We start from the raw sequence: 14,386 nt of genomic DNA, 5'->3' as shown, positions 1-14,386 counted from the left end.
AACCTCTTTCTAACAAGAAAAGGAAAATTTCTTGTAAGTTTATTTAAAAGGAAGTGACAAAGATGAAAAAACAAACACAGCATATTTTGCTGACCATCTTAACACCTATCCTCATTGCGTTAGGTGTTTTTACATTGTTAAGTGTGGCCATCCCCAAAGCAAAGCCACTATTAAAGCAAGAGAAAGTGGCCACAACTGCTCAAAAAAATCAAAAAGAAGTTATTCATTATACAGCAATCGGTGATTCTTTAACTGAAGGAATTGGCGATTTGACGAATAGTGGAGGTTTTGTTCCTATTGTGGCAGATGATTTAAAAGAACACTACAACTTGAACGGTGTTCAAACAGACAATTTTGGGAAAAATGGGGATCGTAGTGACCAAATTTTAAAACGAATCAAAGAGAAACCTGAAATTCAAAAGGGCCTTGCCTCTGCGGACGTGATTACGCTAACGGTTGGTGGAAATGACTTAATGAAAGTAATTAGTAGTAATATTTTCGACTTGAAAGTCAGCTCGTTCAATCGTCCGCAAAAAGCCTATCAACGCCGCGTAAGACGACTACTTGAAGAAATCCGAGAGTACAACGAGAAGGCCCCTATTTATGTCTTAGGAATTTACAATCCCTTCTACTTAAACTTTTCCGAAATTACAGAAATGCAAGAAATCGTTGATAACTGGAATCAAGCAACCGAAGAAATGGTTCAAGAGCAAAAACGAGCCTATTTCATTCCTATCAATGATTTACTCTATAAAGGTCGTGGCGATGAAGTTGGCGTAACTGGTGGCGACTCAGAATCTACAGGAAGTAGTGCTAGCAAAGAGGATTTAAACAATTTGTTATATGAAGAAGATCGCTTCCATCCGAATAATCTTGGCTACCAAATTATGGCCGGAGCTGTCCGGGATGAAATGGTCAAGACAGAGAAAGAATGGATAACCAAATCAGAAGGTAGTGAATAAAATGAATGAAGAAAAGCCAAAAACAAGTAAATCAATTAAAAAGACACAACCAACCAATCCTAAACGAAATCCCTGGAAAATCGCTTTTCTTGTTCTAGTGGGTTTAGTCATTGGTAGTGTAGCTTTCGTGACATTTCGAGCAACACAAGTTCGCGAACCAGATTTAAAGAAAATACCAGCAATTGTTGAAAAAGAAGGCGAGCCAGTCGTCACAATTCAGTCAAAAAAACAACAAGTGAACAAACTGATTGACTTTTATTTAGCCGACTTTCAAAAAGGTTCGGAGATCAAATATAAATTTTATTTAGAAAATGATGCTTTATTAAATGGAACATTTCAGGTGTTAGGGCATGACATTCCTTTTTACTTATATTTTGATCCTTACGTGATGGCGAATGGCAATGTACAATTAAAAGCAAAAAGTTTATCTATAGGAACGCTAGGCTTGCCAATTAAAGAAGTATTGAAATTTGCTAAACGTTCTTACAAACTACCTAAATGGGTTGAAATCAATCCAGATGATCAAACTGTTTTATTACGTTTAGATCAGTTTAGAATGCAAAATGGTCTATTTGTTCGAGCAGAAAAGATTAATTTAGTTGACGATGACATTCGGATGAATATATACTTGCCAAAAGAGAAATAAAAAAGGAGTGTTAGAGATGGAAGAAAAAGCAATTTTTGCAGGCGGCTGTTTCTGGTGTATGGTGCAGCCTTTTGATACACAACCAGGGATTATCTCAGTTGTTTCGGGTTATACAGGTGGGCACGTGCCTAATCCAACATATGAACAGGTTCTAACACACACAACAGGCCATACGGAAGCAGTAGAAATCACTTTTGATCCAGCGATTATTTCTTACGAACAATTAGTGGAGATTTATTGGCAACAAACGGATCCTACTGATGCTTTCGGTCAGTTTCAAGACCGCGGCGATAATTATCGGCCAGTTATTTTTTATCGTTCCCAAGAACAAAAAGAAATTGCTGAGAAAAGTAAAGAACGTCTAGCTAATAGCGGTCGTTTTACAGAACCAATTGTTACTACCATCGAACCAGCAGCACCATTTTATCCTGCTGAAGAATACCATCAAGACTTTTATAAAAAAGACGCTTTGCGTTATGGATTGTCCCATCAACGTAGAAGTGAATTTATCGAAGAAAAATGGAGTGACTAATTTACATGAGACGAAGCTTTTACCATTACTTAATGACATTAAAAGGTCCGGCTAAAGATTCTGAAACTGATTTTGCCAATGAAGCGGCCAAAGATATTCAGTTTCCAAAACAAACCGAGGATTATCATGAACTTTCTTCTTATTTAGAAATGAATGCTGACTATTTAAGCAACATGGACATCTTTGATGAGTTATGGGAAAAGTACCTTGAAAACAATAAATAAATCCAGAGGAAAAGCAAACAAAGCTTTTCCTCTTTTTTCATTCATGTTATAGTAAACAAAAGTAGTGACGAATTTGTTAGAAATGAGATGAAATCTATGAAGAACAAACGAACTGTTCCTTTTTATCAATATATTATTTCGCTCCTCTGTGTCGCATTTTTAGCTGGAGGAAGTAGTTATATTTATTTTGATCATCGTGTTAAAAAGATGAGTCAAGAAGGGGCAATTACCAATGCTGATTTAAGCAAAGTGCAGGATTTATATAATGAAATTAGTACCAATTATGTAGGTGAAGTAGATAAAAATGAATTAGTTGAAGGCGCCTTAAAAGGCATGTCTGAAGCTATTGGAGACCCATACTCAACTTATCTAAATGAATCTGCTGCCAATGATTTAAACGAAAGCTTATCTGGCGATTTTGAAGGAATTGGTGCCACTATGACAATGAAAGATGGCGAACCAGTTGTAGCAGAGGCCCCTGTAGCAGATTCCCCAGCTGAAAAAGCGGGAATCAAAGAAGGCGATATTATTGAAAAAGTTGATGGTACAGCTACAAAAGGGATGAAACTAGCAGAAGTCGTCTCAAAAGTCCGAGGTAAAAAAGGAACTTCCGTTGAATTGACTATCCAAAGAGAAGGAGAAACTAAAAATATCTCAATCAAACGTGGGAAAATTCCCGTTAAAACAGTGACAGGTGAGTTAGACAAAGAAGATGCACAAATTGGCTCGATTAAAATTACGTCCTTTGGTAAAAAAACATATCAAGAATTGAAAGAAACAATCACGAATTTACGTGCCAAAGGAGCTAAATCCTTTGTAATTGATGTACGCCAAAATCCTGGTGGACTGCTAGATCAAGCAGAGCGAATGGCCAGTATGTTTTTAAAAAATGGCGAAACAATTGTTCAATTTGAAGACAAAAAAGGACGTACGATGAAAGAAGTTGCTTCCAAAGAATTAGACGACGGCTTTAAAGTAAAAGAACCTGTTGCAGTTATCATTGATGGCAATAGTGCCAGTGCATCCGAAATTTTTGCTGCAGCACTGCATGAATCTGCGAATGTCCCACTAATTGGAACGAAAACATTTGGCAAAGGAACGGTCCAAACGGTGAAGGATTTAAATGACCAAACCGAAATAAAATTGACTGTTTTAAAATGGTTAACACCAAAAGGCGAATGGATCAACGAAAAAGGAATTGAACCAACCATCAAAGCTGATTACCCAGAGTATGCCTATTTAAAATTGATTCCTCGCGATAAAACGCTAAAAGAAGGAGATCAATCTGAAGATATTCAGAACTTAAATGCTATTTTAGCTGTATTAGCGTATCCTGTTGATGAAAACAATGCAAACTACACCGCAGAAACAAAAGCAGCGGTTAGCGATCTTCAACAGAAAAATGGCTTGCCTGTAACTGGAGAAATCGACAATGAAACAGCCACAAAAATTGAAGCCACTTTAGGTAAATTAATTCTTGAAAATGACGCTGCCTACGATACAGCAGTCAAAGAAATTCAAAAAAACTAGAAAAAAGGTGGCACGAAGTTGAAGAAGAAACGTGATTATGTTGGGTATTTAATGTACTTTCTGAAAATCTTAGTACCAGCAATCGTAGCCGTTTTTATTTTAAGAGGATTTTTCCTGATTCCTGTTCGGGTGGATGGCCATTCCATGCAAAAAACCTTGAATCAAGGAGATATGATTGTGATGGAAAAATTCTCCGCCATTAAACGGTTTGATGTGGTGGTCTTTAAAACAGATACAGGATCGATTCTGATTAAACGTGTGATTGGTTTACCAGGAGAAGCTGTGCGTTACGAAAACGATCAATTATATGTCAATAATCAGCCAATCGCTGAACCGTATTTAACTAAAAACAGAAAAAAAGATCATGAAACGATGCCTTACACTACGAATTTTGATTCAAAAGAATTGTTAATGCAAGAAAAATTACCTAAAGATAGCTATTTTGTGCTTGGTGATAATCGCCGTATGTCCAAAGACAGCCGTTCTTTTGGTGCAATACATGCAGATCAAATCTTAGGGAAAGCACAATTTGTTTATTACCCACTCACTCATATGAAGATCATTCCTAAATAAGTAAGACCACTAGTTCGTTTATTTAAATAACGACTAGTGGTCTTTTCTAATCTGAAAAATTGTTCTCTTAGCTGAAAAATGTTAAGGTTAAAGTAATGATAGATGTAGGAGGTCATGCAAATGATTAGAAAAACAATTTTAGCAAGTTCTATCTTAGGCGTTGGGTTGCTAATTGGTGCATGTGGGAATCAAACCCAAACTCAAATGAATTCAACTAATACCAGTGAATCATCACAGCCTAAAGTAACCGAATCAAGTCGCAAGTCATCTGAAAGTGCGTCTAATAACGAAGGTGTATCAAGCGATTCTAGTAAATCCACAAGTTCCACTACAGAATCAGAAATCTTAAAAGGTCTGGCGGAAGAAAAAACGCTAAAAGAAAAAATCCCATCCTTAAATCAAACAACGATTAAGCAAGTCACTGATAATGAGTATAAACGCATTCTTGTGATGGAAGAAAAGGCTACAGGAACAACCTATAAAAGTATTTTGATCAAAAAACAAAATCGCTTAAAAATTGTCAACGAAACAACCGATGAATTGTTATACAATGGAACCCTATAAGAACGAAACCATTCAATAAACTCAAAAGTATCGCCATTGTTTTCAAAGAAAAATTTCTTTGGAAACAATGGTTTTTTTATTGACAAAAGAATTTCTAGGATATATAGTTACTTACATAAGTAGTTAACCGTTTAAGCGAGGTGTAAAAATGGAATTTAATTTTTCGGGGGAAAAGCCTTTATTTCAGCAAGTAGCCGATCAGATTGCCGAAGGAATTTTTAATGGCGCTTACTTAGAAGGCGAACAAATTCCCTCAACCACAGAAATATCAAAAAGTTATCAAATCAATCCAGCCACCGTTTTAAAAGGAATGAATTTATTAGTAGAACGACAGTTGATTGAAAAGAAACGGGGGATTGGCATGTTTGTTTTACCAGGCGCTCAAGAGAGAGTAAGAAGTGCACGGAAAGAAGAATTTTTAAATAAAGAAGTCTTAGAAGTTGTCGCAGAAGCTAAAAAATTAGGGATTACAGCTGAACAATTAAAACAACTAATTGAAAGAGGGTATGAAGCATGAGTTTGCGGGTGGAATCAGTAAGTAAAAAATATCATCAAAAAAAAGCACTAGATAATATTTCAATTACTTTTGAAAAAGAAACGATTTATGGGCTCTTAGGCAGAAACGGGGCTGGTAAAAGTACGTTATTAAATATCATAAATAATCGAAGTTTTGCCACTTCAGGTTCCGTTCAATTGGCGGGAGAAACAGTGACCGATAATGAGGCTGCTTTGACTCATATTTACTTAATGAGTGAAGATAATTTGTTTCCTCCTCAGTTAAAAATTAAAGATATTTTTAAAACGACTGAAGGTTTTTATGGATCCTTTGACTGGTCTTTAGCCGAACAAATGTTAAGCGATTTTGATTTAGACGGTAAAAAGACATTCAAAAAATTATCAACTGGTTATCGGAGTATTGCTAAACTAATAGTGGCGCTATCCGTCCCCTGTGAGTATATTTTTTTAGATGAGCCAGTCTTAGGTTTAGACGCCAATCATCGGGAATTATTTTATACTTATTTAATTGAGACATACCAAGAACGTCCCCGTACGTTTGTGATTTCTACACATTTGATTGAAGAAATTGCGAATTTATTAGAAGATATTATCATCATTGATCAAGGAAAATTGATTCGCGCAGAATCTATTGAAACAATTTTGAAAAACGGTCGCATTGTTTCTGGGCCGAAAGAACAAGTAGAGCGCTATACTCAGTCATTGGAAATCTTAGGCATGGACACTTTAGGTGGGGCAGTTACGGCTTACGTGTACGGCGACTTGCCGACTGAAAAAGCAGAGGTTCAAATTGCGCCGCTAAATTTACAAACATATTTTGTGCAATTAACCAATAGAAAGAAGGAAAAGTAAAATGAAATTTAAAACAGCTTTGCGGTATCGTGTTATTTATCAAGTCCGTTCCTTAGCAATTTATTTTGGCTTTTATGCTTTGTTCGGCATTCTTTTTCCTCTTATTGGCTTGCTCTTTTCTAACGACGTGAATACTGTCAGCTCTGATGCAGTAATTCCTTGTCTGGTTTTTATGGGGATACTATCATTTTTAGGGGTGAACACAGATTTTAAACTGTTTATTCAAAACGGGCTTTCCCGCTGGACAATTTTTTTGGTAAATTTTGTAAGTAATGCTATTTTATCTTTGGTTGGATCCTTGGCTGTACTTGTACTGATTAAAGTATTTAGCGGCAATTTCATTTCTCATTTTCAATTATCAATGAAATTAATTGATGTCTATGCGCAAGGAAACTTTTTCATGTCGTGGTTGCTCTTTTTTATCTTACTAATGCTTAGCGGCTCACTTGGCTTGTTAGCAGGTGTCTTTAATGATCGGATAGATGGCGTAAAAAAACTCATTGTTTTATTGCTGTTATTAATGATTCCTATTTTACTGGGCACGATTGCACAATTAGGGGGGGCACCAATGCGCCTGAGAATGCTCCACGTCTTGCAAACAATGGTGGGTTATCAATCCACTGGTTTTACTGTCCTGCCACTTCTTCTGACAATCAGTTGCTTTGTGGGCATTAATCTTGGTTTGACCTATTTATTGAATAAACATCGTGAAATTAAACGCGTAAATGCATAACTAATTAAATTAAAACAGATTGAGATTAATAATAAATACACTTTCTCTCAATTTAACTAAAGCATATTCTTATATAAAAAGAAGACAATAGGCGTATACTGGAAGTGTGAAAAATGAAACAAATGAGAGGAAGTTGGTTTATGAAAGCTGTTGTGATTAATCAGTACGGAAGTAAAGAGGTACTTGAAGAAGCAGAAGTAACACTGCCGAAATTATCGGAACATCAAGTGTTGGTAAAGGAATACGCGACATCAATTAATCCGATTGATTGGAAATTGCGTGAAGGATATTTAAAACAGATGTTTGATTGGTCCTTTCCGATTATTCTTGGTTGGGATGTCGCTGGTGTGATTACAGAGGTGGGGAGTCAAGTAACGGATTGGCAAGTTGGCGATAAAGTTTTTGCTCGTCCTGAAACTACTCGTTTTGGTACCTATGCAGAAGTAACGATTGTGGATGATCATTTATTAGCAAAAATCCCTGAAACAATTAGCTTTGAAGAAGCTGCCGCCGTTCCGTTGGCTGGTTTAACCGCTTGGCAAGCATTGTTTGATCATGGTCACCTTAAAGAAGGAGAAACTGTTTTAATTCATGCTGGTGCAGGTGGGGTCGGTACTTATGCGATTCAACTAGCAAAAGAAGCGGGCGCACATGTCATCACGACCGCTAGCGCCAAAAATCATGCCTTACTGAAAAAAATTGGTGCAGATGAAGTGATTGATTATCATACAACGAATTTTGCAGAGGTATTAGCTGATGTTGATTTGGTCTTTGATACAATGGGTGGTGAGGTTCAAAAAAATAGTTTTGCCGTCTTAAAACCAAACACAGGTCGTCTTGTTTCAATTGTGGGCATTGAAGATAAACAATTGGCAGCCGAAAAAAATATTTCTGCTGAAAGTATTTGGCTTCAACCAAATGGAGAACAATTACAAAAAATTGCTGATTTGATGGCAGCTGGAAAAGTGAAATCAATTATTGGTGAAGTTTTCCCTTTTTCTAGACAAGGGATTTATGATGCACATGCACTCAGTGAAACGCACCATGCAGTTGGTAAAATAGTTGTTCAAATGGCAGAATAAAAAGAAGCTCAGACAGTGAATTATCTTAAAATAGAAAAAGTGGGTCCTAAGCCATTTCGACTTAGGACCCACTTTTTTGTTAAGAGGACAGATGTGCCAACCAAGTTTGTGTTTCCTTAATTTCTTGATAAGTTAATTGATGACTTTGTGTCCAAACCTCTTGTACGGTTGCTCCATGATTCTGAAATAATTGAATCACACGCATACTTTCAGGAAGTGGGACAATCGGGTCATGCTCTCCTAGAGATAATAAAACAGAAGTGGCGGTCAAGTCTGGTTGATTGGTCAATTCAACAGGAAACATGGGATGATAGAGGACAGCTTGATGGTAACTATCGGGATGAGTAAGCAATAATTGAATAGCGATATTGGCCCCATTTGAATAGCCAATAAAAATAATTTTATCCAATGAAAATTGATGCTCGTTAGCGGCTTGTTGAATAAACTTATGAAGCGCCTCGCCGCGTTTTTCTAGATCTTCTAAGTCATAATGACCTTCCGCTAGGCGCTTAAAATAACGATTCATTCCATTTTCTGAAACATCACCACGAATACTTAGCACAGTAGCTTGTTTATTTAGTTCTTGGGCAATTGGTAGGAGAGATGTTTCATCACCACCTGTACCGTGAAGTAGCACAAAGACAGGTGCTTCAGGATGTCCTTTTTTAAAAATTGAATGCATGTTTTTTCCTCCTTAGGCTCGTTTTGTATTGAAAGGCTTGATAACACTCTCAATATACTCACGACGGTTTTCTAAAAATGGTGCAAGAGATAACTTTTCTCCTAATGTTTCGTAAGGTTCATCCCCCATAAACCCTGGTTCATCGGTGGCTAATTCGACTAAAATATGCCCAATGCGAACATACAATGATTCAAAATAATAACGATCGACATAGCCAGAGTTTTGTAAGCCTAAATGATCAAAGAGCGCTTGCCAAGTCCCAAGTGATTTACGATCCGCTAGGCGGAATGCAACGTGATGTACTTCACCATATCCTTGTTGCGCTTGTGAGCTAGTATCATCGTCTACCAAAACGACTTGGGCACCATTGCCACCTTGGCCAACTTCTAGTAAATAGCGATTGCCTTCTTGTGCCACTAGGTGAAAGCCTAGAATTTCTTCAAAGACTTCTTTGAATTCATGAAAATAGGAAATAGCTATTTCGACAGGTCCTAAGCCATAAATCGCAAATTCTGTTGGAACAGGTCCTTTTTTCCAAGGGGTGCCCGCTGCAACGCCCTGATTTAATTCATCAGAGATTAATTGATACGCTTGATCATCAAAATCCCAGAAGCGAAGGACTTTTTTGCCAAATTCTTCAGAAATACCTGTGTGTTTGACCGCAAATTCATTAAAGCGATTTTCATAATAAGTCAAAGCTGCATCTGAAGGAACCCGGAACCCTGTTCTTGAAATTGTATTGGTTCCTTTTAATCCTTTAGGGTTATTGGGAAAATCGAAAAAGGTCATGGTTGTACCTGGTGTACCCAAATCATCAGCAAAATAGGTATGGTAAGTATAGATATCATCTTGATTTACTGTTTTTTTGACTAAACGCATCCCTAAAACGTCTGTAAAGAAGTGATAGTTTTTTTCTGCATCACTTGTCATAGCTGTAACGTGGTGGATTCCTAATAATTGATCTTCTTTTTTCATCATTATTTCCTCATTTCGTTTCATTTGTTATTTTTCGTAAAGTTTTTTGAAGAAGTGTTAATTCTTCAGAAGAGAGTTGTTCAAATGCTTCTGCAATTCGCTTTGCATGCGTCGGGAAAATTTCTTCAATTAATGTTTTTCCAGATTCTGTTAATTCGACGTAAGTAATGCGTCGGTCTTTTTCACTGGGGGTGCGCGTTACATAGCCTTTTTTATGTAATTGGTCAATAACATAAGTGGTGCTACTGCTAGCGATTAAAATTTTCTCCTTAATTTTTTGGATGGTCTGAGGACCTTTATGGAGTAACAGCTCTAATACTGAAAATTCTGTAATGTTTAAGTCATAACAAGCGACATCTTGCTTGGCAAGTTGCTCTAGTCGATGGCTGGTTCTTAATAAACCGATATAGGCTTTTAAAGCTTCTTGCTGTTGGCTCATTGTTTCACCTCTTTTTTATTTCGAATTCGAGATAAATATAACTTACTTTTGGTAAGTAATCAATTAATATGCTTAAAAAGACAGCCAGCAAAAAATGTGAATTTTTGCTGGCTGTCTTTTTTGTTTATTTTAGAATATTGTTGGAACTAAGCCGCCATCGATTCTTAAGGCTTCTCCTGAGAAGGAAGAAGAATCTGGGCTGGCCACAAAGGTAACAAAACGACCAATTTCTTCTGGTCGAATGAGCCGTTGGATTTGTGAACGAGAACGACGATTTTTCATGAAATCTTTTTCCCAATCCTCTTTGGGAATGTCTGAATCAGCGTACATATCTTCCAACATTTTTTCTACACCTTCGGTAAGGGTTGAGCCAGGCATAACCGTGTTAACGGTGACATGTGTGCCGACAGTTAAGTTGGATAAACTTTTAGCTAAGGAAAGATTCATCGTTTTTGTCATGCTATATTGGGGCATTTCGCCAGAAGGCATCACCGCTTCTTCGCTAGCAATGAAAATAATGCGACCAAAATCTTGTGCAAGCATTTTAGGTAGATAAGCTTTTGCTAATGCATTGCCTGACAACACATTCACAGTAAAAAATTTTTCCCAAGTGGCATCATCGATGTCCCAGTATTCCATTGGCTCAAAAATCCCCATATTGTTCACTAAAATGTCGACTTTAGGGAATTTTTCAAGTAAAGTAGCTCGTTGACTTTCAATGGAAATATCGGCAGTCCCTGCTTGAGGATGAGTGTCTGGAAACATTGCTTGTATTTCTTCAACAACTTTGATTACTTCGGCTTCATTGCGCCCATTGATAATGACATCGGTCCCTTCACGAGCCATTTCAATCGCAATTGCTTTGCCAATTCCTTTGGTTGAACCAGTAATTAATGCTAATTTATTCGTTAAGTGTAAATCCATTTAAATCCCTCCAACGTTTGTCTATCTCTAGTGTAGGTCTTTTTCTGGACTTTTAAAAGGAAAAAGTTTTTTCGGCCTGCGGGAAACAAGCCCCAATAATTACTTAACAGCTAGATTTTCACTTTTTGGGCGTAAAACGAGTAATTATTGTCAGTAAAAAAGCATCACTTTTTTGATAGAATAACTAGAGACGAAATTGGCTAAGACCAATTTTGTAAAATTGTACATAAAAAAGAAGAGTGGGAATGCTATGAAGAAACAATATTACTGGAATATACCCGATAACTTACTAAACTCGTTAAAACAGCGGAAAAAGTTATACAACTTTTATAAAAATGAACAAAATAATGCAAGAGAATTAGTAGAAAATTGTCAGTCGGTTCTTTTTCCTGAATTAGTCGCTTCGCTGAATAAAATAGATGAGCGGATTAAATTATTGATATTCTATCAAAATTTAGAAGATTGTGAGCTTTCAGAAGAAGAAATTATTACTGTGATTGAGCGAGAATATTTTGTGACTTTTTATGAAACAATTGAAGAACCGACCACTGAAATTATTAGTAGTCATTCCATGTATTATTTATTGCAACAGCCGACTAAAGAAATGCTTTGGGATTTAGACTTTAGTAACATGTTAAAACAAGGTCAGTTAGTTGATTTAATGGATTACCAAAAATTGACCAAATGTTATCAAAAGCTGCAGAATCAAGCTAAAAATTTGATTGAAAAATTAAATAAAGAAACATTTTACACATTTTATAGTCAACTTTTATTGATTGATTGCCAATGTAAATTATTAATAGAAGAGGCGCTTCTAAAAGAAGAATCATTGATGACGGTCGATGAATGCTTAATAGCCATTAAGCAAGAAATTCGAAAAATTCATTTTGAACAATTTAAATACCAACATTATTTATTTGAAGATTTATCTTTGCGGTACCAAGTTTAACGAAAGTGACAAAAAGAATGGTTGAATCTAACAAGAATGTTCGTTGTTTTCTGTTATATAAAAAGATATGATAGTTTCTGTAGAAAAAATAAAGGAGACGATTCATGAACGCAAATCGCTTAAAGTTATTGATGATGGGGTTAATGGTTCTTGACCATATTAGTTATTTTGTTCCGCCAGAATGGGCACTGATTTTTCATGTAATTACTCGTTGTGTCGGTGTGTTTTTTGGTTACATGGCTGTAGAAGGTTTCAACTATACACGGAATGTTTATCGCTACAATGGTCGTTTGTATATTTGGGCAGCAATCATGTTTGTTGGAAATATGCTTCTAAATCATTTAGTGAATAATCCAGCTGTTGCTGTTCACAACAATATTTTCTTCACCTTAGCCCTTGGTGTCAGTATGTTAATTGTGACAAAAGCGATGCTAGAGATGCCAAAAATCAGTTTAAAAATTGTTTTATTGATTAGTATATTAGCAATTTTAGGAATAGGAACAATGTTTGCTGAAGGTGGCATTGTGATGTTACCTTTTATGTTGATTACGTATCTAGCCAGAAAGAGACTTGTCTTACGGAACTGTTTATATGGTGCATTAGCGCTCTTTTTCTTAGTTACAAGTTTTCAATGGTTGGGAGATTGGCCAACGACAATTGAAATGTTAGCTTATAATTCTGATTTTATGTTTATCACTGTGTTACCATTTATATCGCTTTACAATGGTGAGAGAGGGAGCAAAGCACCATTTTTCAAATATTTATTTTACGGATTCTATCCGCTTCATTTATGGCTGATTGCATTGATAGCCAATTACGTTCATTAAACCTTTTTATATTAAAAGAATAAAAACAGCGGCTCACAAAAATGTGAGTCGCTATTTTTTTAGATGGGTAAGATACTGATTCCTAAAAGAAGAGTGACAAGTAGAAAAACAAAAAGCACAATTCGCTTATCATGAACCAGTAAGGCAATGTATTCTCGGATTAGAGCAGTTGGTAAAAAATATAAGGCAGTTGGCGCCCCGACACCTTCAGCTTTTAAGCCGACACGATGGGCATACATAGCTCCTCGTAAGACATGATAGTTATTTGTTGAAAAAATAACAGAGGGTTGTTTAGAATCAGACGGCATCTTTTGCCAATCTGCCTGAATTATTGCTTTAGAAAACAACATATTTTCATAAGTGGTTGTGGATTGGTCCTCCATCAAAATTGCTTCTGCAGGAATATTTTGTAAAAGCAAATATTTTTTCATTGCGAAAGCTTCGGCCACAGGTTCGTCAGGACCTTGACCCCCGCTGACTACAAATTTAGCGGTGGGATTTTTTTCATAATATTCAATCCCTTTATCTAACCGACTCTTCAAAAGTGGAGGTACTTCCTCGCTACGAATTCCCGAGCCTAAAACAATGATATAATCAACCGCTTTTTTTAAAGGAATCATTTGGTACATCCATGAATACAAGACGTAAGCAGCAAATAGAAAGGTCAGTAAAAGATCCATTAACAATAGAAAAAGTAAGAACAGAAAAAGGACATAGGGTACTTGCATTGTGCCAATCGATAATAAATAAAGAAAGGCTGGTAAAGCAATTAATAAGTTCAACCCTAAGCCCGCCGACAATTTAGCCGTGACACTTTTGCCTTCTTTCGTTTGCATCGTACGTGAGTTAAAAATAAAGTAAAGGCAAATACCGATAAACACAGCGGGAATTAATAGATAAGCAATGGCTAAGGTAATGAGGTCGCCATTCTTAAAATGTAAATAAATTTTGTCTAGTCCGATAAATAGTAAGGTGACTAATGACAATAAGGTGCCAGAAGCCAGAGTAATACCGCCGAGGATACTGCGGTTATTAATTTTTAATATACCAAATCCTAGTAGGGCGATAAACAAAAAGAATAGTAGTAGTGCCATTTAATTCCTCCTAAAAATAAGTATCTAAAGTATAACATGGTTTAGAATCTGACATAAATAAACAGCTGTGCCGAAGCATAAGTTTTCCTTTCATTCTTAGAAAAGAAGTTTTTTCATGAAAAGTAAATTAGATAACGATTGTTTAGAGAAGGAAAAGCTTGATTTACTAAGCTTTTCCTTCTCTATAAAAAATATTAATAAGGGCATAAAAATTAACAATTTGTATGCGCTTACATACTGAGGTAGATTTAAAGTGTAAAGAAGAAAAAATGAGGTGAGAAA

General features: G+C 36.2%; 18 protein-coding genes. 13 read left to right on the top strand and 5 right to left on the bottom strand.

Going from position 1 to position 14,386, the window contains the following annotated elements; genetic code table 11:
• Positions 1-62 precede the first annotated feature (62 nt).
• The 11 genes from IGL07_RS07565 (at position 63) to IGL07_RS07515 (ending at position 8,214) form a co-directional block, all read left to right on the top strand.
• Positions 63-962 carry an SGNH/GDSL hydrolase family protein gene (locus tag IGL07_RS07565; protein WP_010817329.1) on the top strand — a complete coding sequence of 300 codons (900 nt, stop codon included), beginning with the start codon at positions 63-65 and terminating at the stop codon, positions 960-962.
• A complete protein-coding gene (locus IGL07_RS07560; protein ID WP_002377303.1) occupies positions 955-1,608 on the top strand; it encodes a YpmS family protein in 654 nt (217 codons plus the stop codon). Before IGL07_RS07565 ends, IGL07_RS07560 begins: the two co-directional genes overlap by 8 nt.
• A 16-nt stretch (positions 1,609-1,624) precedes the next feature.
• On the top strand, positions 1,625-2,140 hold the full coding sequence (gene msrA / locus IGL07_RS07555) for a peptide-methionine (S)-S-oxide reductase MsrA (protein ID WP_002377304.1): 516 nt from the start codon (positions 1,625-1,627) through the stop codon (positions 2,138-2,140).
• Between the two features lie 5 nt (positions 2,141-2,145).
• Entirely contained in the window at positions 2,146-2,364 is a 219-nt protein-coding gene (locus IGL07_RS07550) for a YozE family protein (RefSeq protein WP_002364020.1), read from the top strand.
• 87 nt (positions 2,365-2,451) lie between these two features.
• The gene (locus tag IGL07_RS07545; protein WP_025187289.1) at positions 2,452-3,894 is read left to right on the top strand and encodes a S41 family peptidase; all 1,443 of its coding nucleotides are present in this window, start codon (positions 2,452-2,454) and stop codon (positions 3,892-3,894) included.
• A gap of 18 nt (positions 3,895-3,912) precedes the next feature.
• Entirely contained in the window at positions 3,913-4,467 is a 555-nt protein-coding gene (gene lepB, locus IGL07_RS07540) for a signal peptidase I (RefSeq protein WP_002382369.1), read from the top strand.
• Positions 4,468-4,581: 114 nt separating this feature from the next.
• Complete coding sequence (locus IGL07_RS07535) at positions 4,582-5,031, top strand: hypothetical protein (RefSeq protein WP_002371090.1); 450 nt, start codon at positions 4,582-4,584, stop codon at positions 5,029-5,031.
• A 148-nt stretch (positions 5,032-5,179) separates the two neighbouring features.
• A complete protein-coding gene (locus IGL07_RS07530) occupies positions 5,180-5,548 on the top strand; it encodes a GntR family transcriptional regulator (protein WP_002365712.1) in 369 nt (122 codons plus the stop codon).
• A complete protein-coding gene (locus IGL07_RS07525) occupies positions 5,545-6,399 on the top strand; it encodes an ATP-binding cassette domain-containing protein (RefSeq protein ID WP_002361884.1) in 855 nt (284 codons plus the stop codon). Before IGL07_RS07530 ends, IGL07_RS07525 begins: the two co-directional genes overlap by 4 nt.
• A gap of 1 nt (position 6,400) precedes the next feature.
• Positions 6,401-7,132: a hypothetical protein gene (locus tag IGL07_RS07520; RefSeq protein WP_002377311.1), complete on the top strand. Its 732-nt coding sequence runs from the start codon at positions 6,401-6,403 to the stop codon at positions 7,130-7,132.
• Between the two features lie 113 nt (positions 7,133-7,245).
• Positions 7,246-8,214, top strand: coding sequence for an NADP-dependent oxidoreductase (locus tag IGL07_RS07515; RefSeq protein WP_016615155.1), 969 nt, complete (start codon positions 7,246-7,248; stop codon positions 8,212-8,214).
• 79 nt (positions 8,215-8,293) lie between these two features.
• On the opposite strand, the gene IGL07_RS07510 is transcribed toward IGL07_RS07515, so the two are convergent.
• The 4 genes from IGL07_RS07510 to IGL07_RS07495 all read right to left on the bottom strand — a co-directional run bounded on the left by IGL07_RS07510 (position 8,294) and on the right by IGL07_RS07495 (position 11,234).
• Entirely contained in the window at positions 8,294-8,896 is a 603-nt protein-coding gene (locus IGL07_RS07510) for an alpha/beta hydrolase (protein WP_010817327.1), read from the bottom strand.
• 12 nt (positions 8,897-8,908) lie between these two features.
• Entirely contained in the window at positions 8,909-9,871 is a 963-nt protein-coding gene (locus tag IGL07_RS07505) for a ring-cleaving dioxygenase (protein ID WP_033591911.1), read from the bottom strand.
• Positions 9,872-9,881: 10 nt separating this feature from the next.
• On the bottom strand, positions 9,882-10,310 hold the full coding sequence (locus IGL07_RS07500; RefSeq protein WP_010817326.1) for a MarR family winged helix-turn-helix transcriptional regulator: 429 nt from the start codon (positions 10,308-10,310) through the stop codon (positions 9,882-9,884).
• 129 nt (positions 10,311-10,439) lie between these two features.
• The gene (locus IGL07_RS07495) at positions 10,440-11,234 is read right to left on the bottom strand and encodes an SDR family NAD(P)-dependent oxidoreductase (protein ID WP_010817325.1); all 795 of its coding nucleotides are present in this window, start codon (positions 11,232-11,234) and stop codon (positions 10,440-10,442) included.
• A 196-nt stretch (positions 11,235-11,430) separates the two neighbouring features.
• Between IGL07_RS07495 and IGL07_RS07490 the strand changes: the two genes are divergently transcribed.
• Positions 11,431-12,183, top strand: coding sequence for a DUF7006 family protein (locus IGL07_RS07490; protein WP_411161455.1), 753 nt, complete (start codon positions 11,431-11,433; stop codon positions 12,181-12,183).
• 104 nt (positions 12,184-12,287) lie between these two features.
• Positions 12,288-13,010 (top strand): TraX family protein, encoded by a 723-nt coding sequence (locus tag IGL07_RS07485; RefSeq protein ID WP_002377314.1) that lies wholly within the window; start codon positions 12,288-12,290, stop codon positions 13,008-13,010.
• A 59-nt stretch (positions 13,011-13,069) separates the two neighbouring features.
• Here the strand turns inward: IGL07_RS07485 and IGL07_RS07480 are convergent, their stop codons facing one another.
• A complete protein-coding gene (locus tag IGL07_RS07480; protein ID WP_010817324.1) occupies positions 13,070-14,104 on the bottom strand; it encodes a YdcF family protein in 1,035 nt (344 codons plus the stop codon).
• Positions 14,105-14,386: the final 282 nt, after the last annotated feature.

It is taken from the genome of Enterococcus sp. DIV1368f (genome assembly GCF_051712245.1).
In the GTDB taxonomy this organism is placed as follows: Bacteria; Bacillota; Bacilli; order Lactobacillales; family Enterococcaceae; genus Enterococcus; species Enterococcus faecalis.
This window is presented reverse-complemented; position numbering and strand designations above follow the sequence as displayed.

Bases quoted from the DNA above. Each gene is read 5' to 3' on its own strand.
- IGL07_RS07565 (WP_010817329.1), top strand. From the start codon at position 63: ATGAAAAAACAAACACAGCATATTTTGCTGACCATCTTAACACCTATC.
- msrA (WP_002377304.1), top strand. From the start codon at position 1,625: ATGGAAGAAAAAGCAATTTTTGCAGGCGGCTGTTTCTGGTGTATGGTG.
- IGL07_RS07550 (WP_002364020.1), top strand. From the start codon at position 2,146: ATGAGACGAAGCTTTTACCATTACTTAATGACATTAAAAGGTCCGGCT.
- IGL07_RS07545 (WP_025187289.1), top strand. From the start codon at position 2,452: ATGAAATCTATGAAGAACAAACGAACTGTTCCTTTTTATCAATATATT.
- IGL07_RS07535 (WP_002371090.1), top strand. From the start codon at position 4,582: ATGCAAATGATTAGAAAAACAATTTTAGCAAGTTCTATCTTAGGCGTT.
- IGL07_RS07530 (WP_002365712.1), top strand. From the start codon at position 5,180: ATGGAATTTAATTTTTCGGGGGAAAAGCCTTTATTTCAGCAAGTAGCC.
- IGL07_RS07525 (WP_002361884.1), top strand. From the start codon at position 5,545: ATGAGTTTGCGGGTGGAATCAGTAAGTAAAAAATATCATCAAAAAAAA.
- IGL07_RS07520 (WP_002377311.1), top strand. From the start codon at position 6,401: ATGAAATTTAAAACAGCTTTGCGGTATCGTGTTATTTATCAAGTCCGT.
- IGL07_RS07515 (WP_016615155.1), top strand. From the start codon at position 7,246: ATGAAACAAATGAGAGGAAGTTGGTTTATGAAAGCTGTTGTGATTAAT.
- IGL07_RS07510 (WP_010817327.1), bottom strand. From the start codon at position 8,896: ATGCATTCAATTTTTAAAAAAGGACATCCTGAAGCACCTGTCTTTGTG.
- IGL07_RS07505 (WP_033591911.1), bottom strand. From the start codon at position 9,871: ATGAAAAAAGAAGATCAATTATTAGGAATCCACCACGTTACAGCTATG.
- IGL07_RS07500 (WP_010817326.1), bottom strand. From the start codon at position 10,310: ATGAGCCAACAGCAAGAAGCTTTAAAAGCCTATATCGGTTTATTAAGA.
- IGL07_RS07495 (WP_010817325.1), bottom strand. From the start codon at position 11,234: ATGGATTTACACTTAACGAATAAATTAGCATTAATTACTGGTTCAACC.
- IGL07_RS07485 (WP_002377314.1), top strand. From the start codon at position 12,288: ATGAACGCAAATCGCTTAAAGTTATTGATGATGGGGTTAATGGTTCTT.
- IGL07_RS07480 (WP_010817324.1), bottom strand. From the start codon at position 14,104: ATGGCACTACTACTATTCTTTTTGTTTATCGCCCTACTAGGATTTGGT.